This window comes from Azospirillum humicireducens (assembly GCF_001639105.2).
Lineage (GTDB): Bacteria > Pseudomonadota > Alphaproteobacteria > Azospirillales > Azospirillaceae > Azospirillum > Azospirillum humicireducens.
The window spans coordinates 176,849-203,286 of sequence record NZ_CP028905.1 but is presented as its reverse complement, the minus strand read 5'-3'; the positions used below and the strand labels follow the sequence as shown (position 1 = coordinate 203,286).

Below are 26,438 nucleotides of genomic sequence, written 5' to 3'. Positions count from 1 at the left end.
CCGGATCCCCGCCTTTGCGGGAATGATGGTGGAACAGCAGTTCCCATAAGCGCGCAGCGCTCTCACTTGGGAACGCATCACAGCCGCCGACGCAGTCCTTAACCCCGGATCGCGTGACAAGCGCCTCCGACGGAAGATCGGCGTGACCGGACCGACCCGGCCGCGCCTCCCGACCGGGCGGGAGGCCATGGGATTTCCATCCACCTCCTTTCATCAGCGGTATTCTTCCATGAAGCAAACGCAAACCATTGCTCTGTGCGCCCTCCTGGCTTCGTGCATCACCGGGCCGGCTCAGGCGCAAAGCCGGTTCGACATCCAGCTCAGCGGTGACGCCTATTTTGAAATCGGCCTCGTTTCGCAGAGCAACGACCGCAATCTCCGATCCACCGAGGCCCGCAACCGCTTCCGCCTGACCGTCGTTCCGCTGGCGAAGGCCGACAACGGTCTGGAATACGGCGCGAACCTGCGCCTGCGCAGCGCGCTCGGCAGCCGGGCGGCCGACATCGACCGCAGCTACCTGTTCTCCTCGGGATCCTTCGGCACGGTGCGACTGGGCGTCACGCCGGGCTTCGACGGTGAGATCTCCCATCTGGCCAACGGCACCGGCCGTCCCATCGCCTATCTGCCCTTCGGTCTGTACGATCATGCGGCGGCCTGGGTCGGGCCGGCCGGCGGCGCCCAGGGAACGGACCCGACGACCGGGCGCTATACCGGCGGCGATTTCCGGGGCGGTGTCGGCGGCGCGCTGCAGCCGCCCGCCACCCTGATGTGGCCCTGGCTCAATGCCGACGCCGGTGCGACGAAAATCCTCTACGCCTCGCCGCGGTTCGCCGGCCTGCAAGTCGGCGGCAGCTACACGCCGCGCAACGACAGCTCGAACACCGATATCAGCCGCGCCAAGACCGGATCGACCCCCGCGGCGCAGTTCACCGGGAACTTCCAGGACATCGTCGAGGTCGGCGCCAACTACAAGGCGACGCTGGGTCCGGTGAAGGCGACGCTGTCGGCGGCCTACATGGGCGGCAAGGCGATCGGCAGCGGAGCGGCCGCGGACTCCTTCAAGGATCTCCGGGGCTACATCGGCGGCTTCCGGTTCGAATATGCCGGCTTTTCTCTTGGCGGCGACTATCTGAACTATGGCAAGAGCGGGCAGAACGCGCGCTATGCCCACATGGACGACAGTTGGACCTGGCAGATCGGCGCGCAGTATGTCACCGGCCCCTATGTGCTGGGCGCCGCCTATATCCGGACCGAGGATCCGGGGCAGGTGAACCGTCCCGGCAAACGGACCGCCGACATCTACGAGGTGGGGGCCGGCTACACCGTGGCGCCGGGCCTGAGGGTGCAGCTCCAGTACGACTATTTCGACACCAGGAGCGACAAGGCCGTGACCCTGGCCTCCGGATCGCCCGACGATCGCGCCCATGTGCTGCTGGCGAGGACGATGGTGGCCTTCTGACACGGGGGCTTCTGACGATGCGGCGTTCCGTGCAGACGCTGGAAGCGTGTCTGCGCGGAGCGCCTTCGATACGGAGAATCCCTCAATACCGTTAAACGGGATTTCATTCTCCGGGATACTTCATAACCATCCATCGAGACGCTCGCCGACCCGAGGCGGGGAGGACATGGCCATGCGATCTGTCATTTTCGGCCTCAACAGTCGCATCAATCTCATCACCTGCGTCGCGCTGGTGGGATTCGTGATTGTCGGTGCTCTGTCGATCCGCACGATCGGAACGGTGACCGGGGATGAGCGCCAGGCGCGTGCCCGCGTCGTCGTCGAGGCGGCGGTGAAGATCGTCCAGTTCTATGAAGCGAAGGTCGCCAAAGGCGATCTCCCGGAAGCCGCCGCGAAGGACGCCGCGAAGGAGGTGCTGCGCGCGGTCCGCTTCGACGGCAACGAATACATCCTCATCCTCGAACAGGATGGCACCGTCGCCATGAGCGGCATGTTCAAGGACCGGGATGGACGCTCCGCGCTCGACAACAAGGATGCCAACGGCGTCTATTTCAGCCGGGAGATGATCAAGGCCGCCCAGGCCGGCGGCGGCTTCACCGAATATTCCTGGCCCAAGGCGCCGAACGCGCCTCCCCAGCGCAAAGTGGCCTATGCCCTGCAATCGGGCGCCTGGAAATGGGTCGTCTGTTCGGGCGTCTATCTCGACGACGTCGAGGCGGCGGTCTGGCGGAACGCCACGACCATCGCCGAGGTCGGCGGGGCCCTGGCGGTGCTGATCTTCGGCATCGCCTTCTGGCTGGGCCGCAGGATCACCCGTCCCATCCTGCGCCTCACCGCCGTGACGCACCGCCTCGCCGACGGCGACCTGTCGGTCGCGGTCCCCGGGCAGGGGCGGCGGGACGAGATCGGGTCGCTGGCCCATTCGATCGGCGTGCTGAAGCTCCGCTCGGAGGAGGCTTCGCGCCTTTCCGCCGAACAGGACCAGATGAAGGCGCAGGCGGCCCGCGAGCACCGGCATGAGATGGACAGGCTCGCCAATGCATTCGAAGCCTCGGTGATGGCCGTGGTCGATTCCATCGCATCCTCGGCTGGCACAATCGAAAGCTCGGCCAACGCGCTGTCGGAATCCTCACACCTCGCGGAGCGCGAGACGACGCTGGCCGCTGGTGCCGCGGAACAGACGAGCGAGAATGTCGGAACCGTCGCGTCCGCCACCGAGGAACTCGCCGCGTCGATTCAGGAAATCTCGCGGCAGATCTCGCACTCCTCCCAGATCGCTTCCGGGGCGATGGGCGAGGCGGGCGAGGCTCAGGTCGCCATGACCCAGCTTGCGGATGCCGCCAAACGGGTCGGGGCCATCGNGCCACCATCGAGGCTGCCCGCGCGGGCGAAGCCGGCAAAGGGTTCGCGGTCGTGGCCGGCGAGGTCAAGGCACTGGCCGCGCAGACCGCCAAAGCGACGGATGAGATCCAGGCAACGGTGTCGGGAATCGAATCCATCTCGGAGACGGCGGTGACGCGCATTCAGGAGGTCAGCGCAACGGTCACCCGGATGAATGAGATCACCGCAACGATTGCCGCCGCCATCGAGCAGCAAGGTGCGGCAACGCGTGAGATCGCCGACAACATCAACAATGCTGCGGAGAGCACCCGCCGGGTATCGGGCAATGTCGGCGTGGTTCGCCAAGCGGTCGACAGCACGGCTGGCGTTGCCCTTGATGTGCTCGATGCGGCAGGCGCGCTCTCTGAAGAGAGCAAGCGGCTCAACCGCGAAGTGTCGAGCTTTCTTGGCACGGTCCGGGCCGCTTGATTGCGCATTTGGAGGCGTCCATTTCCCGCTGTTCCATGGCGTCCCCTCTTCACACCGGCTCGGCGGCGGCGAGTGGCAGGAAGGCCTGATAGCCGTCGCGCTGTTCGGTCAGGCTCAGCAGCAGGTCGGTCAGACTGTCGCGGGCGAACGGGTCGGTGGTCGCCGCCAGCTTGCGGCGCACGACGCCGATGAACTCCTCCAGCACGTCCAGGTGCAGGGCGGCGGAGGCGAGAACGTCCTTGGCGATGGGGGCGGCGATGGGGGCGGTCATGATGGCGGTCTTTCGCGGAAGGGAGAAGGCGCGGACGGAGTGTGTGGATCAGGCGGCGAGCGCGATGGCGGGCTGAACGGTCGCGAGCACCGCGCGGTAGGTCTCGCGCTGTTCGGTCAGGCCCGACAGCAGGTCGGTCAGGCTGTCGCGGGCGAATTCGCTGGTGGTGCCGTTCAGTTTCGACTGGGTTATGGCGATGAATTCATCGACCACATCCAGGTGCAGAGCGGCAGACTTGAAGATCTCGGCGGAGCAATCGGTCTTGGACATGGCGGCGATCCTTGTATTCGTGGCGAAGGCTTTTGCCCGTTCTGATGATCTTATTGAGCCATCCGGCCAGTTAACGAGGTGTTAAGATCACCGATTGGTTCTAGGTCGATTGGTGATTACCACTTCCAAGAAGAACGCAGCGGCGCGATTTGGCGGTAGGATTACTTCTTTCGATGGAAGGCATGAAAAAACGCGGCCGGTTGCCCGGCCGCGTTCCTCATCGGTCGATATCGGGCCGGTCAGGCCGGCGCCATCAAACCGGCCTCATCAAACGGCCTGGGGCAGCCCGTGGATGTAACCGACGCCGCCGCTGCGGCGGTTGCGGTAGGCATCGTCGATCAGGGCGGCGACGCTGTCCTTGACCTTGTCGTGCAGGCCCTTCTCCCAGTCGCCGGGGTGCTGGAAGTTGCTCATGATGTAGGAGAAGCCGTTGACGTCGTCGGCGGCCTGCAAACCGGTCGACTCGGCCCCCGCCGGGCAGGACAGGATGCGGGCCAGCTTCTTGCTGTCGACGTTGTAGGCCCACAGGAAGTTGTTGACGTGGTTGCCGCTGTCCTCGCCGATGAACAGCGTGCGCAGCTTCTCGGAGAACTTCAGATTGTCCGGGTTGGCGATCAGCTCGGCGTCGGCGGTGTTGCCGAGCGCGTCCGGGGTGGCGAGGTCGCGGCCGACCAGGGCGGGGACCGGGCTGAAATGCACCGGCACCCAGTCGCTGGCGATGGCGGCGCCGGCGAGGTCGGTCTGGCCGCCCTTCATCGGCAGCTGATAGACGGCGCCGGCGTTGATCGCCTTCACCTTGATGCCGCTCTTGCCGTCGCTCATCGACTTGTAGATGTAGGACACCGCCATGTAGGCGGTCTTGTCCTTGGCGTTGACGGTGACGCCTTCCAGCTTCGACAGGGCCAGCGTTGCGCCGACGGTCGGGGCGTAGCGGTGGGTCTCCAGGAAGGCGGCGGCCTTCTCCATGCCCGGCTTGAACTTCACCCACTGGGTCTTGCCGTTGAAGCCGATGGCGGTGAAGGACGGATCCTTCGGATCCTCCTTCTTCACCTCGACGATGTCGGCGGCCTTCAGGCTGTCGGCCAGCGTCTCGATCTCGGCGCTGGTGGCGTGGCCCAGCTTGACCCACTTCAGCGCGAAGGCGCCGCCCTTGTCGATGTCCTTGCCCTCTTCCTGCTCCATCCTGGCGGCATAGAGGGTGCCGGCCGACAGATCCCTCGCGTGATCGGCGATGAACATGAACAGGCCGCCGTTGGTGGCGTCGTCACCCATCAGCACGGTGCGGTCGTCCGGCATCACCTGCACCAGCTCGTGCGAGATGCGGCCCAGGCAATAGTGCTTCCTGATCGTGCCGGTGCCGTCGGCGTTCACCATCACTTCCGGCAGGTGGCCGTAGTGATAGGGGTTGGCCTTGGTCTCGTCGCCGAACAGGTTTTTGCTGTAGGCGCGGAACTGGTCGTCGATGGCGGTGGCGTCCGGCTCGTACTCCTCGCTCGACAGATGGGTGTTCCAGGGCGACAGGCTGGCGCCGCAGGTGATCCACAGGCCGTGCACCGGGCTGGTGTCGACATTGTGGTACTGCACCAGCTTCAGCGCGCCGGTCTCCTTGTTCTGGTCCAGAGTCAGGACGGCGATCGGCGACGGCAGCTTGCCGTACATCGAGGCATCCTTGGAATCGCGGGTGGCATATTCGAACTGGACGACGGCGAACAGGGTGTTGCCGGTGACGCCGGCCACCTTGGCGCCGGGGATCGGGGCCAGCAGGTTGCAGCCGTCCGGGCAGTCGGAGAAGAAGGGCGCCGGGGTCGCCATCGACTGGTCGAGGATCGGCTTGCCGTTGATGTCGGTATAGCCGCCGGCCAGGATCGTGCCGCCCTTGCCGTCCGGAACCTGATCGCCGGTGATGAACAGCGGCTGATAGCCGAGAGCGAAGCTCTGCTTGGTGCCGTCGGCCCAGGTCACGACCATGCTGGACTCGACCACGGTCTTGGCCTGCGCCGCGGCGGTGGTGGGGGCGGCCATGCCGACGAACTCGACGGCGACCGGCGCGCCCTTGGCGGCTGCTGCTTCGGCGCCCGAGGCGAACAGCAGCTCCCCGGCGCCGATGCCGGCGACCGGCAGCAGCGGCAGGCCGGCGAGGGCGCGGAGCACCGAACGGCGCGACGTTTCAGGCATTTGGACGGACAGGTTGGTCATGGCTGGTGTCTCCCGAACCCTCAACAGGGTAAGCGGCTGGCATGAGCGGCGCCGCCGGGCCGGAGAGGCCCGTTCGGCGCGGCCTTGTTCTTGGCGAGCGTCGGGAAGCTACAGCGGGGATGTTACAGTTTGACGGTCGGCTCCCGTTCGCCGTCAGCGCGCGCTGAGCATGCAGGTGCGGTCGGACGGCATCGGCAGGACCATCGGCTTGCCATCGGTTCCGGTGCCGCGCACCTCACGCCCCCCCGCCTGTCCGCCGACGGCGGGCCGATCGACGATCTCCGGATCGCTGAGCTGTCCGGCGACGGTCCACTGCCGGGTCTGCGGGTCCTGGCAGCGCAGCTCGTAGCGGCCCTTCATCGGCTCGGCGGCGGCCGGGGACGCGGCCGGGAGTGCGAGAGGCCCGGTCAACAGCAGGGCGGCCATCGGAGCGAACAGGGCGAAGCGGGTCATCCGGCTTTCCTCAGCTGGTTGCGTCTGGTGAATGGGGGCGGGACAGAACCCGCGCGATGTCGGCCTGCCAGACCATGCTGACCAGCGCGATCTGGGTCAGCAGGTGCATCTCGCCGCGGCCGATGGCCTCCAGCAGTTCCGCCTGCGTCAGGAACAGGATCTCGGTGTCCTCGAGATCGTCGGCGATCGGGTCGCCGACCCGGCGGCAGCCGGTGGCGTGGAACATGTGCGACCAGGCCCCGCCCTGGTTGGCGTTGACGATGTAGGCGCCGAGATCGGTCCAGCTCTCCGCCTCCATCCCCGTCTCCTCCATCAGCTCGCGCTTGGCCGCCGCCAGCGGCTCCTCGCCGGGCGACAGATGCCCGCCGGGGAAGACCAGCCCGACCTTGCGCGGTCCGTGGCGGTACTGGCGGTAGGTGACGACCCGTCCGTCCGCGGTCTCGGCGAAGATGCAGGCGAAGGAGGGCTGGTCGAACTGGTAGTAATCGTCGATCCGCCGCCCGTCCGGCAATTCCACCGTCTCCACCCGCACCTTCAGGAAGGGATCGGCGTCGAGCAGCTCGCGGCTGCCCAGCACGGTCCAGGGGCGGTGGAGGCGGTAGGAGCGATGTCCGGGCATGGGAGGGCCTGTTCTGTGACGGGATCGCCTTCCGTGGCAGGGCGATGCCGGGGAGAGGCCTACCAGCAGCCCTCCATCCTCGTCCAGTCCCTCTCTCGGGGGAGGGGAAAAGGGGAGCGGCGCAAGTCATGAATGAAAATTCATCTTTATCTTGCAGAATGTCGCATCTATTCTGAAATAATACGCAACAAAAACGATAGCAGTCTGCGAAACATCCTCCTCTAGCGTGTGCGAAATGAAACAAAATGTGATCAGATATTACCGATCATCCATTTCCATTGAGCCGCTCCGGCAAAATGCTTATCGGTTCGGTTTCCATCTCCATTCAATTCCATGAAGATCGAAGCCAATTCCCTCGTTCCGCGCCTGATCCATCAGACCTGGAAGACCCGCGACGTCCCGCCGGAACTCCTGGCCTTTCAACGCAGCTGGACCGGCCGCAATCCCGGTTTCGCCTACCGGTTCTGGACCGATGACGACATCGGGCGCTTCGTGGCGGAGGAGCATCCGGCGCTGTTGCCGGTCTTCCGTGGCTATGCCGATCCCATCGCGCGGATCGATCTGGCGCGCTACCTGATCCTGCGCCGCTTCGGCGGGGTCTATGCCGACCTCGATTTCGAATGCCTGCGCCCGATCGACGGGCTGCTGGAGGGCCGGAGCTTCGTCGTCGGGCAGGAGCCGGAGGAGCATGGCCGGCTGGCGAAGGCGGTGGAGCGCGGGTTGCCGCGCATCCTCTGCCCCTCCTTCCTCGCCTCCGTTCCCGGCCATCCCTTCTGGGACCATCTGCTGTCCCGGCTCGTCGAAGCGCGGCACTGCGGGGATGTGCTGGACGCCACCGGCCCCTTCCTGCTGACCCGCGCCCATGCCGACTATCGGGGGGAAGGACGGGCCGCGGTGACGGTTCTGGCGCCGGAGCTGCTCTATCCCGTCACCAAGGACGAGTGCTGGAGCGGCCGCCTGTTCGACCCGGTCTTCTGGGAGCGGGCGACGCGCGACGCCTATGCCGTCCATCACTGGGAGGGGACATGGTTCCGCGGCGCGGCGGACCGCGGTGGCGGACCGGCTGCCGGATTGCCCCGGCAGGTCGCGGCGGTGGTGAGCGACGGCCGGCCGGACGGGGAGCGCCCGGCCGGTGTGGCGGCGGACGGCTTGCCGCTGATCTCCTGCCTGATGGTCACCAGGGGACGGAGCGAGCTGCTGAGGTTCGCCATCGAGGGCTTCGTGCGCCAGACCTATCCGAACCGCGAGCTGGTCGTCGTCTGCGACAGCCCGGCGCTGCCGCAGGATGACCCGCTGGAGCGCGCCATCCGCGATGCCGCCTGTCCGAACATCCGCCTGATCCGGGTGGAGGCAGCCTCCCGATCCGGTTCCCAGCCCGGCGGCCTGACATTGGGCGAGCTGCGCAACATCGCCGTCGACCGGGCGGCCGGCCGCTATGTCTGCCAGTGGGACGATGACGACCTCTACGACCCCTGCCGGCTGGAGATGCAGCAGCGGGTGCTGGCCGCCGCCGGCGCCCAGGCCTGCCTGCTCGGCCGCTGGATGATCTGGTGGCCGGCGGAAGACCGGCTGGCGGTGTCCTGCGAACGGGACTGGGAGGGCTCGCTCCTGTGCGAGACGGCGGCGATGCCCCGTTACCCCGCCCTTCGCCGTGGCGAGGATACGCCGGTGGTCGAGCAGCTGCGCCGCAGCGCCCGCGTCGTCCGCATGGACCTGCCGCGGCTCTACACCTATGTCGTCCATGGCGGCAACACCTTCACCGTTTCCCATTTCGAGGCACACTGGCAGGCGGCCACCGCCTGCTTCGACGGCGGGCGCTGCCGGGCCATGCTGGAGGAGATGGGCAAGCGCCTGCCGGTGGAGGCCTACCGCCGGGCCGTCCCCGTCTCTGCCCCTGCCCCTGTCCCGGCCACCGCCGCGGCGCGGCAGGGCAGCGTGCTGGTGCTGACCCCGGTGAAGGACGCCGTCGTCCATCTGCCGCGCTATCTGGAACTGCTGGGCCGGCTCGACCATGATCCATCCCGCCTGTCGCTGGGCTTTCTGGAGGGGGACAGCCGCGACGGGACGCACGACTGGCTGGCCGGCCGGTTGCCGGAGCTGCGGCAGCGCTACCGCCGGGTGACCTTGCTGCGCCACGACCATGGCTTCCGGCCGGACGGCCCGCGCTGGGCGCCGGCGATCCAGCGGCGGCGGCGGGAGGTGCTGGCGCGTGCGCGCAACCGGCTGCTGTCCGGCGCGCTGGGGGATGAGGACTGGGTGCTGTGGCTCGACGCCGATCTGGTCGATTATCCGCCGGATCTGCTCACCCGGCTGCTCGCCGCCGGGCGCGACATCGTCGTTCCCCATTGCGCCCTGCCCGATGGGCGGACCTTCGATCTCAACAGTTTCCGCCTGGAAGGGGAGACGGAGGACCCGCGCCATCTGGCCGACGGCATCTTCCAGCCGCCGCGCGGCGCCGGACGGCGCTATCTGGACGATTTCGCCGGCGAGGAGGCGGTGCCTCTGCATGGGGTGGGCGGCACGGCCTTGCTGGTGCGCGCGGACCTTCACCGCGAGGGGCTGTGCTTTCCGCCCTACAGCCATCGCGGCTACATCGAGACGGAAGGGCTGGCGGCGATGGCGCGCGACATGGGGATCACCGCCTGGGGCCTGCCGGGCCTGCGCATCGTCCATGCCGATCACTGACAGGCCAAGCATCATGTCGAGCACCCAACATCCCGCCGCCGCCGTCAGCGCAGCTGTCCCGGAGATCGCGGCCAGCATCGTGATCTGCACCCATCGGCGGCCCGAACTGCTCGGCGCCTGTCTGGACAGCCTGCTCGGGCAGCGGGCGGGCGGCGGTTCTCCCGCCCTTGCCGGGGAAACTCCAGGGGCACACGAGATCCTGGTGATCGACAATTCCCCCCTGGCGGAAGGCCGGCCGGTCGTCGAGAGCCGGCAGGTCGCCTTCGCTCTGCGGGGCGTTCCGTTGCGCTACATCCTGGAGGAGCGTCCGGGTGTCGGCTTTGCCCGCAACCGCGGCGTGGTCGAGGCGGCGGGGGCGCTGATCGCCTTCATCGACGACGATGAACGGGCCTGCGGCGGGTGGCTGGAGCTGCTGTTGGAGCCGTTCCACCGGCTGGGCGATGCCGTCGACATCGTGGCGGGCGAGGTCGAACCGGATTTCGGCACGCTGTCCAGGCCCGACTGGCTGGCCGACGACATGATGCATCTCTTCTCGTGCCGCTGGGGGTGGGACAGCGAAGCCCGCTTCCTGCGCGAGACTGAATGGTTCGGGGAAGGAAACTGCGCCTTCCGCAAGCGGCTGATGGCCGCGCGCTCCTTCCCGACCGATCTCGGCCGCAAGGGGGATGGGCTGCTGGCGAACGAGGGCATGGTCTTCATGGAGATGCGCAGCGCGGGAGCGGCGACCTATTACGTGCCGGCTGCGACCGTGTCCCACCTCATCCATCCCGACCGGCTGAACCGCCGCTGGCTGATGCGGCGGATGTTCTACCAGGGCGTCTCCAACCGCCTGATGCAACGGCATTATGGGGTGAAGGAGCAGCGCTGGGACTTCAACGTCAACCTGGCGAAGCTCGCCGACATCGATGTCGAAACGCTGGACGGGGAGTCCCTGCGGGCGTTGATCCGGCTGTATTACCAGCTCGGCTACGCCTCGGCCCATGCCATGAACTGACGACGCCGGAAGGCGGTCCCCATCCCTGTCCTACGGCGCCACGTAGATCCGGTTCACGAAGGGATCCAGCCCGTCCGGCAGGTCCGCCGAACGGCGGTCGAGGGGCGGGACTATCGGGCCGTGGGGACTGAGGTTGACGTTGTACTGGCCCGACAGCAGCAGGCGCCGGCCGAGCCGCGGCAGGGCGCCCTTGTGGATGCCGTAGGTGTCGCCGAGGAAGCGGCTGCCGGCCGCACCGGTCATCGTCACCGTGCCGGCGGTGCCGAAGGCGGCCTCCACCTGCGCGTCGGTCAGGGCGCGGCCGGTGGAGAGGCTGCGGCTGCGGTGGCTGCCCTTGACGTAGATGTGCGGGCCGCCGTCCTCGTCCACGTCGGTCAGGTAGAAGAAGATCTTGAAGCCGCGCAGGCTGTCCAGGTCGCGGTGGTGGCGCTGGGTGCCCTTGGCCGCCTCCCGTCCGCCGAAGCTCGCGCCGCCGTAAGACCACCAGCAGCCGATGTTGTCGAGGGTCGGCTTGCAGCCGAGATACAGTTCCGCCGTCTCCAGCACCTGGGGATCGTTGAAGAGAGCCAGCACATGGGGAGCGCGCAGGATCTGCTCGATGCCGTGATAGCCCATGTTGGAGTCCGGGCTGGGCGGGCTGTCGGGCCGGAACCAGCCCAGATGCGGGCGGAAGGGATCCTGGCAGGGGGTGTTCTCGAAATAGGTGCGCAGATCGGCGACTATGGAGGGGGCGATCGGCGGCAGCAGCGGGGTGATGCCGTCCCTTTCCAGCGTCCGGCACCAGTCCCGTGCCTCCAGCGACGGGTGGAAACCCGGCGTGCGCGGCCGCCGCGCCGCGATCAGCGCCGCCAGCCGGTCGCGCAAGGCCGGATCGGTGACGATGGGCAGGATGTCGTAGATGGCATAGCGCGGATCGGCCTTCGCCTTGCGCCAGTAGGCCCGCGGCGATGCGATGCGCGTGCGCACATTGTCCAGAAAGCTGCCGATGGGAGCGGAGGCGGGCAGGAAGGAGGACGCCATGGTATGCTGCACCGCGCCAGTGGAGAGTTGTTGCGATGAATACTCTCCATAAGGGCATCCGCCTTTCAAGACGCATCTCCGTCGCCGCACCGTCATGCTGCTGAGGCACGGCGTCGCGGGAGGTCAAGGCGGACGGTCTTTCATGAACGGAGGAGGCAGGAGAACCCGATGGCCATGGCCGGTGTCGAACATCGCGTGCTGTACCGCGACCCGCGTTTCTACGCGTCCTTCCCGTCGCTGACCGCGATGGCGGACGGTTCGGTTCTGCTCGCCTTCCGGCGGGCGCGCGACCATCGCTGGCTGCGCGGGGCGGACTACCGGGCGGGAGAGGCCGGCTTCAACCATGTCGACCATCTCGATTCCCGCTCCCAGACCGTCCTGCTGCGGCTCGGTCCCGATGCGGATCCAATGGGGGAGGCTGTCGCCCTGCCCCCCGACCCGCAGGCGGCCGACCAGGACGCCAGCCTGCTCACCCTTCGCGACGGCCGCATCCTGCTGACCGGCTTCTGCTGGTATCCGGTGCCGTCGTCGCAAGGGGACGATCTGCGCGCGCTGGGGATCGGGCTGACCGGAAACCCACAAAGGACCGGCGACCTCTATATCTTCTGGGGCGGCTACAGCCGTCACAGCGACGATGGCGGGCGGAGCTGGACCCCGCACCGCGACCTGCCGCCCCTGCCCGGCCATCCCGACATCGTACCTGGCCGGCGGCCCTTCCATGGCGGGGCGGTGCGCGGCCGGGCGGTGGAGGTGCCGGACGGCACCATCCTGCAGACCGGCTACACCCATCATCCCTCCACCGGCACCTATGCCAGCCATCTCTTCGCCTCCACCGACCGGGGGGAGAGCTGGATGCACCGGGCGATCATCGCCATCGATCCGGAGGCCAAGGCCGGCTTCTGCGAGACGGCGCTGCATCTGGACGCCGACGGGGTTCTGCATGCCTTTCACCGCACCACCGGGCTGGCCGACCATCTGGCGACCTCGCGCTCGACCGACCTCGGCCACAGCTGGGAGCCGTGGCGGCGCCAGGCGGTGATCGGCCATCCCTATGACGCCTGTCCGCTGCCGGACGGCCGGCTGCTGCTGGTCGGCGGCTACCGCCATGCCCCCTACGGCATCCGTGCCCGCCTCTACGACCCGCGCCGCCAGCAGCCGGACGAGGTGCCGGAGCTGATTCTGCGTGACGACGGGCCGGTGCCGGATCTGGGATATCCCTGGGCGTCGGTGCTGCCGGACGGCCGCGCCATGGTCGCCTATTACATCTGCGACGCCACGGGCCTGCGCGGCATCGAGGCGACGCTGTTCCGGCCCTGACGGCAGGTGCATCCTGCGACCCGCTGTACCCTGGACCGGGCGGCGGGGAGCGGGCTACCCTTCGCAACCATGGAAAAGACCCCGCCCTTCGCTCCGGCGAAAGCCGTCCCCGGCATTTCCCCCGCCGCCTACCACGACCCGGAGATCTTCCGGGCCGAGGAGGAGCGGATCTTCCGCCGCTCCTGGGTCTTCGCCGGCTTCACCGACGAGCTTGCCCGGCCCAACGACTATCTCACCCGGCGGATCGGTGGGCTGGACGTGCTGGTGCAGAATTTCGACGGGGAGCTGCGCGGCTTCCGCAATGTCTGCACCCACCGCTTCGCCCTGATCCACCGCACGCCGCGCGGCAACGGCATGCTGCGTTGCGGTTATCACGGCTGGACCTTCGACCGTGACGGCGTGCCCTACGGCATCCCCGGCAACGAGGCGAATTTCGGCCTCGACCGCGAGGGCCGCTGCGGCCGTGCCCTGACGCCGGTGGCGGTGGCGGTGTGCGGCCGCTTCGTCTTCCTGCGGGTGGCGGCGGAGGGGCCGGGCCTCGACGACTGGCTGGGCGTCTATGGCGACGTGCTGCGCCATGCCTCGGAAATCTTCGTCCGCCCCTTCGACGGGCAGGCGATGGAGTGGGCCGCCAACTGGAAGATGGGGGTGGAGAGCGTGCTGGAGGTCTACCACGCCGACCTCACCCATCCCACGACCTTCCGCAAGCTGGTGAAGGGCGACTGGCGCTGCGATTACGACGGTGCCCATTCCCGCGGCGTCACGTCGGTGTCGGACAAAAGCGCCCGCTGGTGGGATGGCGTGTCCGACCGGCTGGGCTTCCGTCCCAGCAGTGTGTTGCGCGAGTATGACCACCTGCACCTCTTCCCCAACCTGGAGATCGGCTTCACCCGCGGCGCGGTGATGAGCGTCCAGACCTACGACCCGCTCGGCCCCGACCGTTGCGCGCTGAGCCTCCGCCTGTTCCTGGCCGATCCGGACGGCGATGCCGGAAAGGGCGGTCCCGCCGCCCGCCGCCTGATCGAGGAGGGCGCGCGGGATCTCAACGTCGCCCTGCTGCGCGAGGACCAGGAGGCGTCGGAGCTGGCCTTCCGCGGCTGCCGCCAGACGGAGCGCCCCGCCCTGCTGGGCCTGAACGAGGAGCGCATCCAGCAGTTCCACGCGGTGTGGCGGGAGATGGTGGGGGTGTAGGGGCGGTTACGGCCCCCTACCGCCACTCCCGCCCGTCCATGTCCTGGTAGATGCGGAAGCGCTCGCGCACCGTCAGCCAGTCATCGGCCAGCATCTCGAAGATGTGGAGGTCGATCTCCTGCCCGTCCTTCATCACCTGGCGCGTCAGCACGCCGACCGGGCGGTAGCCGATCATCGGCTGGCCTTTCAGCAGGCGGGGGCTGTTGGTGCCCAGGATGTGGTTCACCACCTTGCGCAGCCCCATGGTGAAGAAGACGTGGTTCAGCATGTAGGCGAAGTTCAGCGGCGCCGCCCCCATCCGCCCTGCCCGCTCACCCATCAGCACGCCGAAGGTGGCGATCTTCCACTCCGGCTCGGTCACGGTGATGGAGACATGGCCGGCCGGCACGCCGTCGACGCAGAGGATGCGGTGGACATAGTCGTCGCGCTCCGCGCAGCGCCGCAGCCATGCCTTCTGCCGCTCCACGTCGTAGGGCACGCTGCTCAGCATCTGGCCGGCGATGTCGGGCCGGGTGCGCCAGTCGAGCAGGAGTTGGGCGTGCTCCTCCGTCGGCTCGATGAAGGTCAGCGAACTGTTGGGCATCGCGGTGTCGGCCATGGCAAGCCTCAGGCGGTGCGGCCGCCGTCCACCGTGACGATGGATCCGGTCATCCAGCGGCTGGTGTCGGCGAGCAGATAGGCGATCATGTGGGCGATGTCGTCGGGATGGCCGAAGCCCAGCGGCTGCAGCGTGCGCAGATGCTCGTACTGTTCGGCGGTCAGCTTCTGCTTGCCGCGCTCGATCAGCTCGGTCTCGACGATGGAGGGGACCACGCAGTTGACGCGGATGCCGTCGTTCAGCAGTTCCACCGCCAGCCCCTTGGTGGCGGCGATGATGCCGCCCTTGCTGGCGGCATAGACGACGTTGCCCGGCGAGGCCGCTGTCGCCGCGGTGGAGGAGATCAGCGCCATCGCCGCCCGTTCGGCATGGCAGCCCTTCTGCCGCAGCCCGCGGGCGAGCGCCAATGCGCTGCCCAGATTGGCCCGCATCACCTCGTCGAAGAAGGCGGCGGAGAAGATACGGATCGGCCGCAGGGTCTGGATGCCGGCGCAATGGGCGATGCCGTCGAAGGGTGCGTCGTCGGCGCACAGCCCCTTCACCCAGCCCGGCACGGCTTCGAGATCGGACAGGTCGAAGGGGGCAATGGCGTGGCCGTCGCCGTCCAGCCGGTCGGCTGTTTCGGCCAGCCGTTCCTCGTCGCGGCCGTTCAGCACCAGCCGGGCGCCCAGCTTCGCCAGCACCACCGCCGTCGCCCGGCCGATCCCGGCCGACGCCCCGGTCACCAGGATGCGGCGGCCGGTCAGGTCCATGGGGTTGTAGGCGGCCGGGGAGCAAGCGGCTGTCATGGCGGGGAAATCCAGGTTGGTGGCATCTCGGGATGCGGACCATAGCACAGGCGCGTTCCGCATCCGGCTGCGGCTTTTTCGATGGGCGGCGGATGGAGCTTGGCCGGGACTTGGCTGAGTGCTATGCGCCTTAATTATCCGAAATCAAGGATCCGGAAACCAGTTCGCCGCCACTCTGCGCTATGGTGCCGGCCACCGGTTGCCGAAAAGGTCTCCGCCGGGCCCTTGAACACGCGAAGGACAGGACAGCCATGAAAGCCATCATCGACGGCATCCGGATCGCCGGCCTGCGCGCGGTGGTGCCGCCCCAACGCCATTCCTTCGTCGAGGATCCGGGCATGTTCACGGTGGAGGAGGCGAAGAAGCTGGCCGCCACCATCGGCGTCCAGGAGCGCCGCGTGCTGCCGCCGCCCTACTGCGCGTCGGACCTTTGCATCGCCGCGGCGGAAGGGCTGATGCAGCAGCTGGGCTGGGACCCGGCGACGGTGGAGGTGCTGGTCTTCGTCTCGCAGGACGCCGACTATGTGCTGCCGGCGACCGCCTGCATCATGCAGCACCGGCTGGGGCTGCCGACCAGTGCGGCGGCCTTCGACGTGCCGCTGGGCTGTTCCGGCTATGTCTATGGTCTGTGGATCGCGGCGAAGCTGCTGGGCGGGTCGACGGCCAAACGGGCGCTGGTGCTGTGTGGTGACAACGCCACCCGCCACCTGCACCCGGAGGACCGGGCCACCCTGCCCCTGTTCGGCGATGCCGGATCGGCCACCGCCCTGGAGGTGGATGCCGCCGCCCCGCCGATTCCGGTGGTCATCGGCACCGACGGCGCCGGCGCCCCGCACATCTTCGTCAAGGCCGGCGGCAAGCGCCATTGCCTGATCCCGCCGGTCGGCACCGCCGGCCGGATCGCCGACGAGGAGGCTGCCGCCCAGCTGGAGCGCGACTCCCGCCTGACCCTGAACGGGGCGGAGGTGTTCTCCTTCACGCTGCGCGCCGTGCCGCCGCTGCTGCGCGAGGCGATGGAGCATGCCGGCACCGACGTCGAGGGCATCGACCGCTTCGTCCTGCACCAGGCCAACGCCTTCATGCTGGAGCATCTGCGCAAGCGCGTGAAGGCGCCGGCCGACAGGTTCGTCATCGACATGCAGGGCTTCGGCAACACCAGCTCCGCCTCCATCCCGCTGGCGATCTGCCACAGCATGGGGGCGCAGCTGGCGGCCGGGCCGGTCAAGACGCTGATGGCCGGCTTCGGGGTGGGCTGGTCCTGGGGAGCGATGGTGGCGGAGCTGGGGCCGATGCCGGAGCCGCAGGTGGTGGATCTTTCGGAGGGATATCCGGTGCTGGCGGTGTGAGGGATCATTTGAAAAGGCTTGATCCTGAAGCTGTGTTATGATTCAAGCTTCGGATGTGTGCCGAAGCGACGCGCGACCGGATGGCCAAGATTGAGAAGAAGACGAAGCGGTATTCGACGGACCTGACCGATAAAGAACGGTCTTTGTTGGAACCGCTGCTGTTGCAGAAGGTCGGTACAGGACGTCCGAGGTCTATGTCGTGCTACGGCGCTGGGTGGTCGAACGGACCTTCAGATGGATAAACTGTTGGATACGTCCGGTTCGCGATTGCGAAGCGCGGCTCGACGTCTCTGGCGGAATGATACAGCTCGCTGTTGCAAGTCTGCTACTCAGACAAGTTTGCCATTGAAGTGGTTGTCAAACAGAATATGAGAACGGTTATGTCTAGAACGTGCAATGTTGGCTTTTATTTCTGAAAGATCGTTCAGACAGATGATGGTATTGGACAGCTCAAGAAATACAACATGGCAGATTTATCATGGTCCTTTTCTGCCGTCTTCCACGGAGACGAGAAGAAAAAATAATTCACTATCAATTTTCCAATAGACCACGAAGTTAATCGCAAATACAGATAAAAATAGGAAATAAAATGATAAAAAAAGCGAACGTATCTACGACAAATCCCCTTGACGTTATATTGCTTAGTAGCGGTCTGAATGGGGATTATGTCCCCACTCTTATTGACCATGTTACAGAAATTGTGAGATTCTCGAAAAATAACATTTATTGCCATAACTTCGTCTACGATATTGGTATCGATTTCGATTTCGATTCGTTTGATGTCATTGTCATCACTCACAATTTTTGGTTTAAAAATCTTCATAAAGATGTGAGGGAAAAGATTAAAAAGTCGAGAGCCTTAAAGATACAATTCCTCCAAGACGAATTCCTATATATCGATCATGTCAATAAATATATGAACGAGATGGGAATAAATATAATTTGCTCTGTAACTCCAAAAGAAACCCATGAGAGATATTATAAATCTGACAAAATTGAGTCTTTAATAAATACGTATGAGGTGTTTACTGGATATGTTTCCAGTACGTTCTCCAATCCTTCTCTTTTTAATCTTACGGACCGACCTATAGATATAGGATATAGATCAAGAGTTCCATATCCGTTCTTGGGAAAACTTGGGTACGAAAAGCAAAAAATATGCGAAAATTTTAAAAGAATTTCTAAAGAAAACGGTCTTGTTTCAAATATATCTATACATGAAGAAGACCGCCTATACGGGAAAAACTGGATAAAATTTCTGCAATCCTGTCGCACTCAATTGGGAACAGCAAGTGGCTGGAGTATCGTTGATTTCAACGGAGAGGTTGTAGAACCGGTGCATCGTTTCCGGTTGGAAAATCCGCATAGTGATTTTGAGACGATATGGAATGCAGTCCTTTTGGAGCATGAAGGCAATCTCGTCGCTGAAATGCTGTCTCCGCGGATATGGGAGTATGCGTCGACGGGGAGTACGATGGTGATGCATGAAGGAAAATACTCTGGTGTCGTATACCCATGGGTGCACTATATTCCAATCAAGAAGGACTATTCGAATATCAATGATGTGGTATCTGCATTGAAAGATAGAAAATTTTGCGAGAAACTATCTCTTAATGCTCATAGAGATCTTATCTTAAGTGGTAGATACGACTACAGACTTTTGGCAAAAACTCTCGATTCTATAATCGAAGAACATTGTTTTGTCTCTCAAGTGCCAATTAGAAAATCCTTAGTAAAGGAAAATTTCGACAATTATATGTCGAAATCACACGGGCAAATATATCGATATGGGAAAAATGGCAGGAAACTGAAGTTCGAATTTGGAGCTATACCATATGTTTACAGGCATCTTAGCGATGCTATACTGCGTAACTTGCCTTGGATTGGCTCTGCGATTCGGCAGGCTGGAGGTAGTCCAACGGATCGAATGACCAAAGGATTGGCAAGCCTTCGGGTTGGCATGGGACAACCGGCGTGGCGTGAACTGATAAAGCTATGGCTCCTGTCTCGTGACAATAGGCGCTCAATACCGGTGGCGTGGCTTCTGCGGGACATTCTGCTGCTTGCAATCATGGCTGCTCAGCGCAATGGATTGGGTCCAATTCTGAAGTCGCCTGACAGCCCTACCAAGGGATTAGGCATGAGAGTCAGTTCGAGCCAAGTTATCATATACGATATGCCGATTGACTCTGGAGAGATAGGATGGACTGATTCTCTTCTATCAGATGAACTACAAAAATCTCAGCATTTTATTCTATGGGACAGAACGCAATGTCTGAAAATCAGGAAATTTGATGCAACGCTGATTTTTTCTTGGCCTCTTGGTCGAAAAACGGGTTTGTTCCGTTCAGAAGCCGATGAATACTACCATATGCGGGGGCTGACGCTGATGGCCAGCAGCCACCCAAGTGCGGTTGCAAAAGCTATTATGGCGGCTTTGAAGCCAATGCCATCCAATCGGATTGCGCGCCTTGCTAAACTTTTAAGGATATGATGACATATGCCACAGTCTGTATCGGAAGTTACCTTCCCGGCGTCGCACGGTTGTGACTCGATTGCCTTGTGGTGGTTAGGCGGGGGGTAGTTTAAGGCGAGGTCACGAGGATGCGCGGACGGCGGTCGCATCAGAAGGCTATGTTCAGCGACCTGTCGCTGGAGGAGCGGGGTCCAGCCAAGCATCCGCTGCTAGCGATTCGGACGGTGGTCGATGAGGTGCTGGCTGGCATGGACACGGCGTTCGCCGGATTTTACGCCAGCTCCGGGCGGCTGATCATCCCGCCCGAACAGGTGCTCAAAACGCGGCTGCTGCAAGCCTTCTACTCAATCCGTTCAGAGCGCCTGCTTGTCGAGCAGATCAACTTCAACCTATTGTGGCGCTGGTTCGTTGGACTGATGTGCGATGAGCCACCGGGTCCCGGGCGCAGCGGCCAACGGAACTTCCACGGCGAACAGCACAGCAATGACACGCATGCCAGCGTGACCGATCCCGAGGCCAAGCTGTTCCGCAAGGGGCGCGGCAAGGAGGCCAAGCTCAGCTTTATGGGGGCATGTGCTGATGGAGAACCGCAACGGCCTGATGGTTGCAGCGACACTCACGCAGGCCAGCGGCATCGCCGAACTAGGCATAATCGGCGCCATGGAGAGCCGGCACCGTATCATGGTGGATACGGACAAGGGCGACGACACGGCAGACTTCGTGGCCGAGTTGCGGGCCTTGAAAGCGACGCCATATGTGGTGCAGAACACCTCTGGGCGGCGTTCGCGCATCGACGCGCGCACCACCCGGCATTCCGGCTACGAGGTGAACCAGTGCTGCCGCAAGCACATCGAAGAGGTATTCGGCTGGGTCAAGACGGTGGCCGGTCATCGCAAAAGCCGTTTCTGCAGCAGCGCTCGGGTCGGCTCGGCTTTCACCTTCGCCACGGCGGCCTACAACCTGATCCGGCTGCCCAAGCTGCTGAACGCGACGCCATGACAGCGGCACGACGTTGCAAGGCCCTCGGCAAGTGGCGTCTTACCGACGCCGATCAGTGGGACCGCGCGTATCTCGATCTCGTCGAACTGGCTGACATCCGCTTCGACGAGATCGGCCGCTGCAAAATGGTGTTCGGCGCCCTTCAGGCCGACCTGGTGTGCGAGACCGACGTCAGCGTCATCTCCTTTGGTTTCGAGGGCAGAGACGAGATGCTCCCATCCGCGGCACCTGCATGGTCGAATTGGACGAGGATAGTCGCCTTGAGGTCGAAATCAGCATCCACCACGCCGACGAGATCCAGATCAAGGCTCACTGCCTGGTAGTTTTTTAGAAAACTGCTGTAACCATAGCGAGAGAAAAATAGATAGAATGAGAAACATAAAGTCCTTGGAAGAAGTAAAAGATGGAGGTCCTATATTTATATACGGTTCCGGCTTGGCTGGACGCATGATGCTTCCTAAAATAGAAATTACTCTAGGGAAGGTTTCTGGATTTATTGATTCTCATAAAGATGGTATTATAGGTGATATGCCTATATTTTCTTTTGAGAGATTTTCAAAGGAAAACAAAGAGCCATCCAGAGTTATTATCGTCAGTATGTATTTCAAAGAAATATGGAAATATATATCGAACACTACTAACATTGATGTTTATAATGCCTATGAAATTTTTCTCGATATGCAAAGAAATCAACACAGAATCCTCAATCAAATTTACGAGCTGTCTTGAAAATTATAAATAAGGAATATTAAATTGAATATTCTTGTTCTGTACGGATCTCATTTGACAAATGTAGGTAATGTCAGGGCTTCTCTTGAATCAATCAAGATGTATTCTAAGAATGATGTTAAGTTTTGTAATGCCGTTTATGGAGCATTCCCAAATTTTTCTCTTCTTCAATTTGACTGCGTAATTGTTCATTACTCGTGCTTTCTTTATGATGAACAAATACCTAGTTCATTTTTTCTGAGAAATTTGGAAAAATACGATGGCCTGAAGGTTGTCATTTTGCAAGATGAGTTTGATCGGACAGAGACTATGCGGAGACGTGTAGAGAATCTGGCTCCGCATTTGATCTTAACATGTGCCAGAGATGAAGCTCTGCCGCTTGTATTCCCGCCTGAACGATTTGGCAACGTCAGGATTGAGAGCCAGTTGACTGGTTATGTCATCCCTTTGCCAGAAAAAATTCAAAAATTCATTATTCCTCTCCACGATAGACCCATAGCGCTTGGCTATCGTGGAAGATCTATTGACGCATATCTGGGTGAGCTTGGGTTTGACAAGATCGAGATTGGACGGCGGATGCGGACAATTTGCAGCAAACGGGGGATACCTTGTGATATCTCTTGGTTAGAGAAAGACCGCCTCTACGGTGATTCTTGGTTTCAATTTCTTGGTTCCTGCCGTGCGATTCTTGGCTCAGAAAGCGGAAGTACAGTTATGGACGAGTTCTTCCAGCTTAGGCCGGTATTTAATAAGTTGAAGATGGAAAATCCACGTATAAATTTTCAAGAGTACAAGCCATATATGAGTGGTCGTTGTCGTCCAGTGAATCTGGGACAGATATCTCCACGGATATTTGAAGCTGCGGCAATGAAAACACCTATGATTCTTCTGGAGGGTTCATATTCTAATATCATATCTCCGGATGTTCATTATATACCTCTTAGGAAAGATTATAAAAACATTGACAGTGTACTTGATATTCTTGAGGATGATAATCGCCTTTCTCAAGTTGCTGAGCGGGCTCATAATGACCTTATTCAAAGTGATAAGTATGGCTATCCTTATCGAATAAGAGAGATTGATAACCTAATCGATGAATTGTATGCGTCTCTGCCTCGGCGCTTGCGGGTAGAGAAGAAGGAAACCTTTGCGGCTCCGTATTTGATCATGGGGGAAGTTCCCACCGAGGAGGTTTGGGGTGCAGAGCACGCCAAGGCCTTGGAGCGCTCTTTCAGCACTCTTGTGAAACCGATGCGCCATGTCCGACATCTGTCGGGAAATGAACCAGTCATGATCTATGGTTGTGGGAAAGGAGGGCGGCTGGTCGCTTCCGCGCTGGCCGCCGGAGGGCGCCAGATCGGTGGATTCATCGATAGCCAAAGACGGGGAGAACTGAACGGGCTTCCAATCCTGTTGCCGGAGGATCTCGCGACAAACTATCCAAGGGATATCCCCATTGTCATCGGTAGTCAGTATGTTTACGAGATTGCTCATGCATTGCTAGCGGTCGGATTTCACCATCTCTTTGATGCGCGCCTCCTGATCAAAAGAATGATGCGAGAGGAAATGTTCAACGCCCCTCTTCCAGACTTGATCATATCCGATCCATAGGTTCTATTCTCAAATTTTGAGCTGTGATCTTTGAGCNTAATGAAAAGCTCTTGCTTTTCGGCTGATTTCCTCCAAAGAAGCAGGAGATTTTATCTCGCGCATCTGTTCCAGGAGGTGTCGAGAATAAAACTTTCCTCCATCTGTTAATCGTTTCTCTGGCAACTTTCCAGATGCAAGTGCTTGACAAAAACGTCGCAACAGGATCATTGAAGCGGAAAGAGATGATTCTCCCAAAGAACGTGCTGTTTCGTCGGGGCGAATGGCAATTGTCTCTTCAAAGATCAGAGACCCGCGATCAACAATTGCATCCATGCGATGTATAGTGACGCTATGGAATTTCTCGCCGTTTAATATTTCATGGCTCAATGAGTGGTGGCCTCGATAATCTGGAAGCTTTGCATTGTGAAGATTGTAAGCTCTTCCTCGCACTTCTTCAAGTATTTCTCCAGAAAGAACCCAAGAATATTGAATGGATAATAGGGCATCTATTTGAAAATCCTTCAAGGTCTGAAGAATTTTCTTGTCTTCTCGTCTGTCTCCAGGGATATAAGGAATTGGTTTTCCTGCCATCTTGGGCAGACGGCGAAGGAGTTTCATGTCCGCGTCATCACCAACAAACCCTTCGATATCAATTCCCTTGAGGTCAATACGTTCCGAAACAGCCTCCTCCAAGAATGCTTTCAAAATCGGCCCGCGACCTAATAGAAGAAGACGGCATGTCGATGTCATACTATGTATTCCCAGAAGGTCATTTCATAGGAGAGGCGGTATCATTCGCCTGGCGCAGCTCCCGCACCTCACGCTCCAGTGCCTTGATCCGTTCCTGCTCGTCCGTTGTCGGCCCCGGCCGCTTGCCCTGGTCACGCTCGGCCTGCCGGACCCAGCCCCGCAGCGTTTCCGGAGTACAGCCGATCTTCGCCGCGATCGAACTGATCGCCGCCCACTGCGACGCATGTTCGCCTTCGTGCTCGAACACCATCCGAACCGCGCGCTCGCGCACTTCAGGGGCGTATTTGGGTGATGCTTGCTTCGTCATGTTGACCCCAGTCTCTCAAGAAACGGGGCCTCCAGCAAACCTGGGGCGGTCCATGTCAAATCAATCGATTCCGCAGGCTCAATAGCAACCGTGACATGCTGTCCGGAACACTATGCCCGGAGATTTCCAAGTCCAGCAAACGCAGGGCACCAGGTTTGCAAGCGATAAGCGGCAGACCACCGTCCGTTCCCAAAACTTGTCCAGGTATCGCCAGATAGGGGAACGGCAAACTGCAAACTTCGGCACGCCATATGGTAACTCTAGTGACTCCATCCTCAAGATATGAGAAGGCCCCCTCAAGGGGACGAGTGCTGGAACGGATAAGGCGCAGGATGTCCTCGGCAGGCGCCGCCCAGTCAATCCTGGCGTCCTCGGCCTTGCGCGGAAAGCAACGCAGTGACAATTCGGCATTATCAGGCTGTTGCTGCAAAGCCAGTGTCCCTGCTTCCACCGCGCTAGCCAGATTGTGAAATAGGGCGGGAACCCGATCTTCAACCCAGCGCCAGACATCAAAAAAATCATGCCCAGCCATTGGAAACCGTTCCCGAAACGCCACGGGACCGGCGTCCAAATCATCGCTCATCAGGTGTATGCACAAGCCTACGTGAGATTCGTCAGCAAGAATGGCCCAAGTTGGGCAAGCGTTTCCACGATATCGTGGAAGATCCCCAGGATGAGCGTTGAAAACGCCTGCCCCAAAAAGAGCCCTCACCTGCGCAGGCAGAACCGTCAGCCAATTCATGGATATAGCCAAATCGAAGCCGTTGCCTGCGATCCAATCCAGTATGTCGGCATCCCGGATCCAGGAGGGACCTTCTGCAAAGCGGGCTTCGGCAGTAGCCGCAAGCATAGCGAAATCGCCTATAGCAGCTCCCTCATATCCAGCAGGCCGAGTCGTGGCAACGAAGCCAAGTCGGTGGCCTGCAGCCTGCAGCCGTTGAGCTGCCGTCAGCAACGGTTTGCCCCTACCTAAGACGGCAAAGCGGAGTGGACGAATCATGCTTGCTCGTTCTCCTGTTCCCATATGGTCGCGCATTGGGACACGGTCAGGCTTTGACTGTTGCGCAAGGAGGCAATCACTTGGCGGAACAGTGTACCAGCGCCAAGTGCAGCTGGATCACGCGGAGCAATATCTGTCGGACGAAGATCCGATAAGCGTCCTCTTTTCTTCAGATGCTCATATTCTTCCATACTTGAAGAATTCAAAGCCACATGTATCGGGTGAAAATCCATAATCTTCAGACCCGGATTCTGGAACCATGAGTTGTCCAGATTCCAGGGGCGTCCCAGAAACATGTACATATTGTCCTGAAACAGGTGAGGCAAACGGGTCATCCAAGGACTGTCGGCGCCGAACCGAAGCCGATGCGGCTTTAAGTCGCCGACTAGGGGAAGATGCAATGAGCAGTCGACCCGCATTCCATAGCTGGTAGCCATCAATTCTAGCAATGGCTCGCTTTGCATCAGCGAATGCGTGCGGACCGCGGTTGCTTGAGGCGCCAAGGCTCTGACATGATCCAGAACGGCGGCAGGCGTGTCTCCATGGCTGCTTCCTGCCAAGAAGTTCGGGTGCAGGCCAATTTCGAACAAGGGATCCTGCATCAGGCTTTGTATTGCAGGAGACATGTGCGTAATAAACCAAGTGGCGCGCACGCTAGAGATACGCAAATCGGATGCTGCCTGATCGATCATCCAATCAGGCGCCCAATCAACGTCCAATGTAATAATTGGCAGATCAATTTTTCTTTTCATGATAATCTCAGTTTAACCCAATTCATAGAATATAATCTTAAGATGGTGTCACATAGAATTTCTGTCCTTCAATTATAATGTAGGCCGGTTCATGAGGTGGATAATGAAAAGCTCTTGCTTTTCGGCTGATTTCCTCCAAAGAAGCAGGAGATTTTATCTCGCGCATCTGTTCCAGGAGGTGTCGAGAATAAAACTTTCCTCCATCTGTTAATCGTTTCTCTGGCAACTTTCCAGATGCAAGTGCTTGACAAAAACGTCGCAACAGGATCATTGAAGCGGAAAGAGATGATTCTCCCAAAGAACGTGCTGTTTCGTCGGGGCGAATGGCAATTGTCTCTTCAAAGATCAGAGACCCGCGATCAACAATTGCATCCATGCGATGTATAGTGACGCTATGGAATTTCTCGCCGTTTAATATTTCATGGCTCAATGAGTGGTGGCCTCGATAATCTGGAAGCTTTGCATTGTGAAGATTGTAAGCTCTTCCTCGCACTTCTTCAAGTATTTCTCCAGAAAGAACCCAAGAATATTGAATGGATAATAGGGCATCTATTTGAAAATCCTTCAAGGTCTGAAGAATTTTCTTGTCTTCTCGTCTGTCTCCAGGGATATAAGGAATTGGTTTTCCTGCCATCTTGGGCAGACGGCGAAGGAGTTTCATGTCCGCGTCATCACCAACAAACCCTTCGATATCAATTCCCTTGAGGTCAATACGTTCCGAAACAGCCTCCTCCAAGAATGCTTTCAAAATCGGCCCGCGACCTAATAGAAGAAGACGGCATGTCGATGTCATACTATGTATTCCCGTCCTATTGTGGG

The 26,438-nt window shown here is 61.0% G+C and carries 23 protein-coding genes and 3 pseudogenes; 13 read left to right on the top strand and 13 right to left on the bottom strand.

Annotated elements, in window-relative coordinates; all coding sequences use genetic code 11:
* Nucleotides 1-229: 229 nt before the first annotated feature.
* The 3 genes and pseudogenes from A6A40_RS23885 to A6A40_RS30570 form a co-directional block, all read left to right on the top strand.
* Entirely contained in the window at nucleotides 230-1,459 is a 1,230-nt protein-coding gene (locus A6A40_RS23885) for a porin (RefSeq protein WP_108548376.1), read from the top strand.
* Nucleotides 1,425-2,820, top strand: a pseudogene (locus A6A40_RS32480) (cache domain-containing protein); the annotation flags it as partial. The gene A6A40_RS23885 and the pseudogene A6A40_RS32480, both read left to right, overlap by 35 nt.
* Before the next feature lies 1 nt (nucleotide 2,821).
* Nucleotides 2,822-3,268, top strand: a 447-nt coding sequence (locus A6A40_RS30570; RefSeq protein WP_211112049.1) for a methyl-accepting chemotaxis protein, incomplete at its 5' end; no start/stop codon positions are given.
* A gap of 49 nt (nucleotides 3,269-3,317) precedes the next feature.
* On the opposite strand, the gene A6A40_RS23870 is transcribed toward A6A40_RS30570, so the two are convergent.
* The 5 genes from A6A40_RS23870 to A6A40_RS23850 all read right to left on the bottom strand — a co-directional run bounded on the left by A6A40_RS23870 (nucleotide 3,318) and on the right by A6A40_RS23850 (nucleotide 7,077).
* Nucleotides 3,318-3,539 carry a hypothetical protein gene (locus tag A6A40_RS23870; RefSeq protein WP_108548373.1) on the bottom strand — a complete coding sequence of 74 codons (222 nt, stop codon included), beginning with the start codon at nucleotides 3,537-3,539 and terminating at the stop codon, nucleotides 3,318-3,320.
* Nucleotides 3,540-3,587: 48 nt separating this feature from the next.
* Complete coding sequence (locus A6A40_RS23865) at nucleotides 3,588-3,809, bottom strand: hypothetical protein (RefSeq protein WP_108548372.1); 222 nt, start codon at nucleotides 3,807-3,809, stop codon at nucleotides 3,588-3,590.
* Between the two features lie 267 nt (nucleotides 3,810-4,076).
* Nucleotides 4,077-6,005, bottom strand: a complete 1,929-nt coding sequence (locus A6A40_RS23860; protein ID WP_108548371.1) for a PhoX family protein — start codon at nucleotides 6,003-6,005, stop codon at nucleotides 4,077-4,079.
* A gap of 153 nt (nucleotides 6,006-6,158) precedes the next feature.
* Nucleotides 6,159-6,458, bottom strand: a complete 300-nt coding sequence (locus A6A40_RS23855; RefSeq protein ID WP_108548370.1) for a hypothetical protein — start codon at nucleotides 6,456-6,458, stop codon at nucleotides 6,159-6,161.
* Between the two features lie 10 nt (nucleotides 6,459-6,468).
* Nucleotides 6,469-7,077, bottom strand: a complete 609-nt coding sequence (locus A6A40_RS23850; protein ID WP_108548369.1) for an NUDIX hydrolase — start codon at nucleotides 7,075-7,077, stop codon at nucleotides 6,469-6,471.
* Nucleotides 7,078-7,410: 333 nt separating this feature from the next.
* On the opposite strand from A6A40_RS23850, the gene A6A40_RS23845 reads away from it, so the two are divergent.
* Both A6A40_RS23845 and A6A40_RS23840 read left to right on the top strand, forming a co-directional pair.
* Nucleotides 7,411-9,762, top strand: coding sequence for a glycosyltransferase (locus A6A40_RS23845; protein ID WP_108548368.1), 2,352 nt, complete (start codon nucleotides 7,411-7,413; stop codon nucleotides 9,760-9,762).
* A gap of 13 nt (nucleotides 9,763-9,775) precedes the next feature.
* Entirely contained in the window at nucleotides 9,776-10,756 is a 981-nt protein-coding gene (locus tag A6A40_RS23840; protein WP_108548367.1) for a glycosyltransferase family 2 protein, read from the top strand.
* A gap of 30 nt (nucleotides 10,757-10,786) precedes the next feature.
* Here the strand turns inward: A6A40_RS23840 and A6A40_RS23835 are convergent, their stop codons facing one another.
* Nucleotides 10,787-11,776: a hypothetical protein gene (locus tag A6A40_RS23835; RefSeq protein WP_108548366.1), complete on the bottom strand. Its 990-nt coding sequence runs from the start codon at nucleotides 11,774-11,776 to the stop codon at nucleotides 10,787-10,789.
* Between the two features lie 168 nt (nucleotides 11,777-11,944).
* On the opposite strand from A6A40_RS23835, the gene A6A40_RS23830 reads away from it, so the two are divergent.
* Nucleotides 11,945-13,093, top strand: a complete 1,149-nt coding sequence (locus tag A6A40_RS23830; protein WP_108548365.1) for a sialidase family protein — start codon at nucleotides 11,945-11,947, stop codon at nucleotides 13,091-13,093.
* A 69-nt stretch (nucleotides 13,094-13,162) separates the two neighbouring features.
* A complete protein-coding gene (locus A6A40_RS23825; RefSeq protein ID WP_108548364.1) occupies nucleotides 13,163-14,284 on the top strand; it encodes an aromatic ring-hydroxylating oxygenase subunit alpha in 1,122 nt (373 codons plus the stop codon).
* 16 nt (nucleotides 14,285-14,300) lie between these two features.
* Here A6A40_RS23825 and A6A40_RS23820 read toward each other — a convergent pair whose 3' ends face one another.
* On the bottom strand, nucleotides 14,301-14,882 hold the full coding sequence (locus A6A40_RS23820) for a GNAT family N-acetyltransferase (protein ID WP_236784001.1): 582 nt from the start codon (nucleotides 14,880-14,882) through the stop codon (nucleotides 14,301-14,303).
* Nucleotides 14,883-14,890: 8 nt separating this feature from the next.
* Entirely contained in the window at nucleotides 14,891-15,670 is a 780-nt protein-coding gene (locus A6A40_RS23815) for an SDR family NAD(P)-dependent oxidoreductase (protein ID WP_108548484.1), read from the bottom strand.
* A gap of 251 nt (nucleotides 15,671-15,921) precedes the next feature.
* Between A6A40_RS23815 and A6A40_RS23810 the strand changes: the two genes are divergently transcribed.
* The 6 genes and pseudogenes from A6A40_RS23810 to A6A40_RS30555 all read left to right on the top strand — a co-directional run bounded on the left by A6A40_RS23810 (nucleotide 15,922) and on the right by A6A40_RS30555 (nucleotide 22,831).
* Nucleotides 15,922-17,016, top strand: coding sequence for a 3-oxoacyl-ACP synthase III family protein (locus tag A6A40_RS23810; RefSeq protein WP_108548363.1), 1,095 nt, complete (start codon nucleotides 15,922-15,924; stop codon nucleotides 17,014-17,016).
* Between the two features lie 589 nt (nucleotides 17,017-17,605).
* Nucleotides 17,606-19,510 carry a hypothetical protein gene (locus A6A40_RS30565; protein WP_146191634.1) on the top strand — a complete coding sequence of 635 codons (1,905 nt, stop codon included), beginning with the start codon at nucleotides 17,606-17,608 and terminating at the stop codon, nucleotides 19,508-19,510.
* 110 nt (nucleotides 19,511-19,620) lie between these two features.
* Nucleotides 19,621-20,491 (top strand): annotated as a pseudogene (locus A6A40_RS23805) (transposase).
* Nucleotides 20,488-20,814 carry a hypothetical protein gene (locus tag A6A40_RS23800; RefSeq protein ID WP_108548362.1) on the top strand — a complete coding sequence of 109 codons (327 nt, stop codon included), beginning with the start codon at nucleotides 20,488-20,490 and terminating at the stop codon, nucleotides 20,812-20,814. Before A6A40_RS23805 ends, A6A40_RS23800 begins: the two are co-directional and overlap by 4 nt.
* A 46-nt stretch (nucleotides 20,815-20,860) precedes the next feature.
* Nucleotides 20,861-21,220, top strand: coding sequence for a hypothetical protein (locus A6A40_RS30560; protein ID WP_146191633.1), 360 nt, complete (start codon nucleotides 20,861-20,863; stop codon nucleotides 21,218-21,220).
* A 24-nt stretch (nucleotides 21,221-21,244) separates the two neighbouring features.
* Nucleotides 21,245-22,831: an LbetaH domain-containing protein gene (locus tag A6A40_RS30555; RefSeq protein ID WP_146191632.1), complete on the top strand. Its 1,587-nt coding sequence runs from the start codon at nucleotides 21,245-21,247 to the stop codon at nucleotides 22,829-22,831.
* 37 nt (nucleotides 22,832-22,868) lie between these two features.
* Here A6A40_RS30555 and A6A40_RS32475 read toward each other — a convergent pair.
* From A6A40_RS32475 to A6A40_RS23780, 5 genes and pseudogenes are all read right to left on the bottom strand, one after another.
* Nucleotides 22,869-23,401, bottom strand: a 533-nt coding sequence (locus A6A40_RS32475; RefSeq protein ID WP_418208632.1) for a formyltransferase family protein, incomplete at its 3' end; no start/stop codon positions are given.
* Between the two features lie 199 nt (nucleotides 23,402-23,600).
* Nucleotides 23,601-23,867, bottom strand: a pseudogene (locus tag A6A40_RS23790) (transposase); the annotation flags it as partial.
* A gap of 55 nt (nucleotides 23,868-23,922) precedes the next feature.
* Nucleotides 23,923-24,867: a methionyl-tRNA formyltransferase gene (locus A6A40_RS23785; protein ID WP_158279362.1), complete on the bottom strand. Its 945-nt coding sequence runs from the start codon at nucleotides 24,865-24,867 to the stop codon at nucleotides 23,923-23,925.
* Complete coding sequence (locus tag A6A40_RS30550; RefSeq protein WP_146191631.1) at nucleotides 24,864-25,619, bottom strand: polysaccharide deacetylase WbmS family protein; 756 nt, start codon at nucleotides 25,617-25,619, stop codon at nucleotides 24,864-24,866. The genes A6A40_RS23785 and A6A40_RS30550 overlap by 4 nt, the downstream gene beginning before the upstream one ends.
* A 37-nt stretch (nucleotides 25,620-25,656) precedes the next feature.
* A complete protein-coding gene (locus tag A6A40_RS23780) occupies nucleotides 25,657-26,412 on the bottom strand; it encodes a formyltransferase family protein (RefSeq protein WP_108548359.1) in 756 nt (251 codons plus the stop codon).
* Nucleotides 26,413-26,438 lie beyond the last annotated feature (26 nt).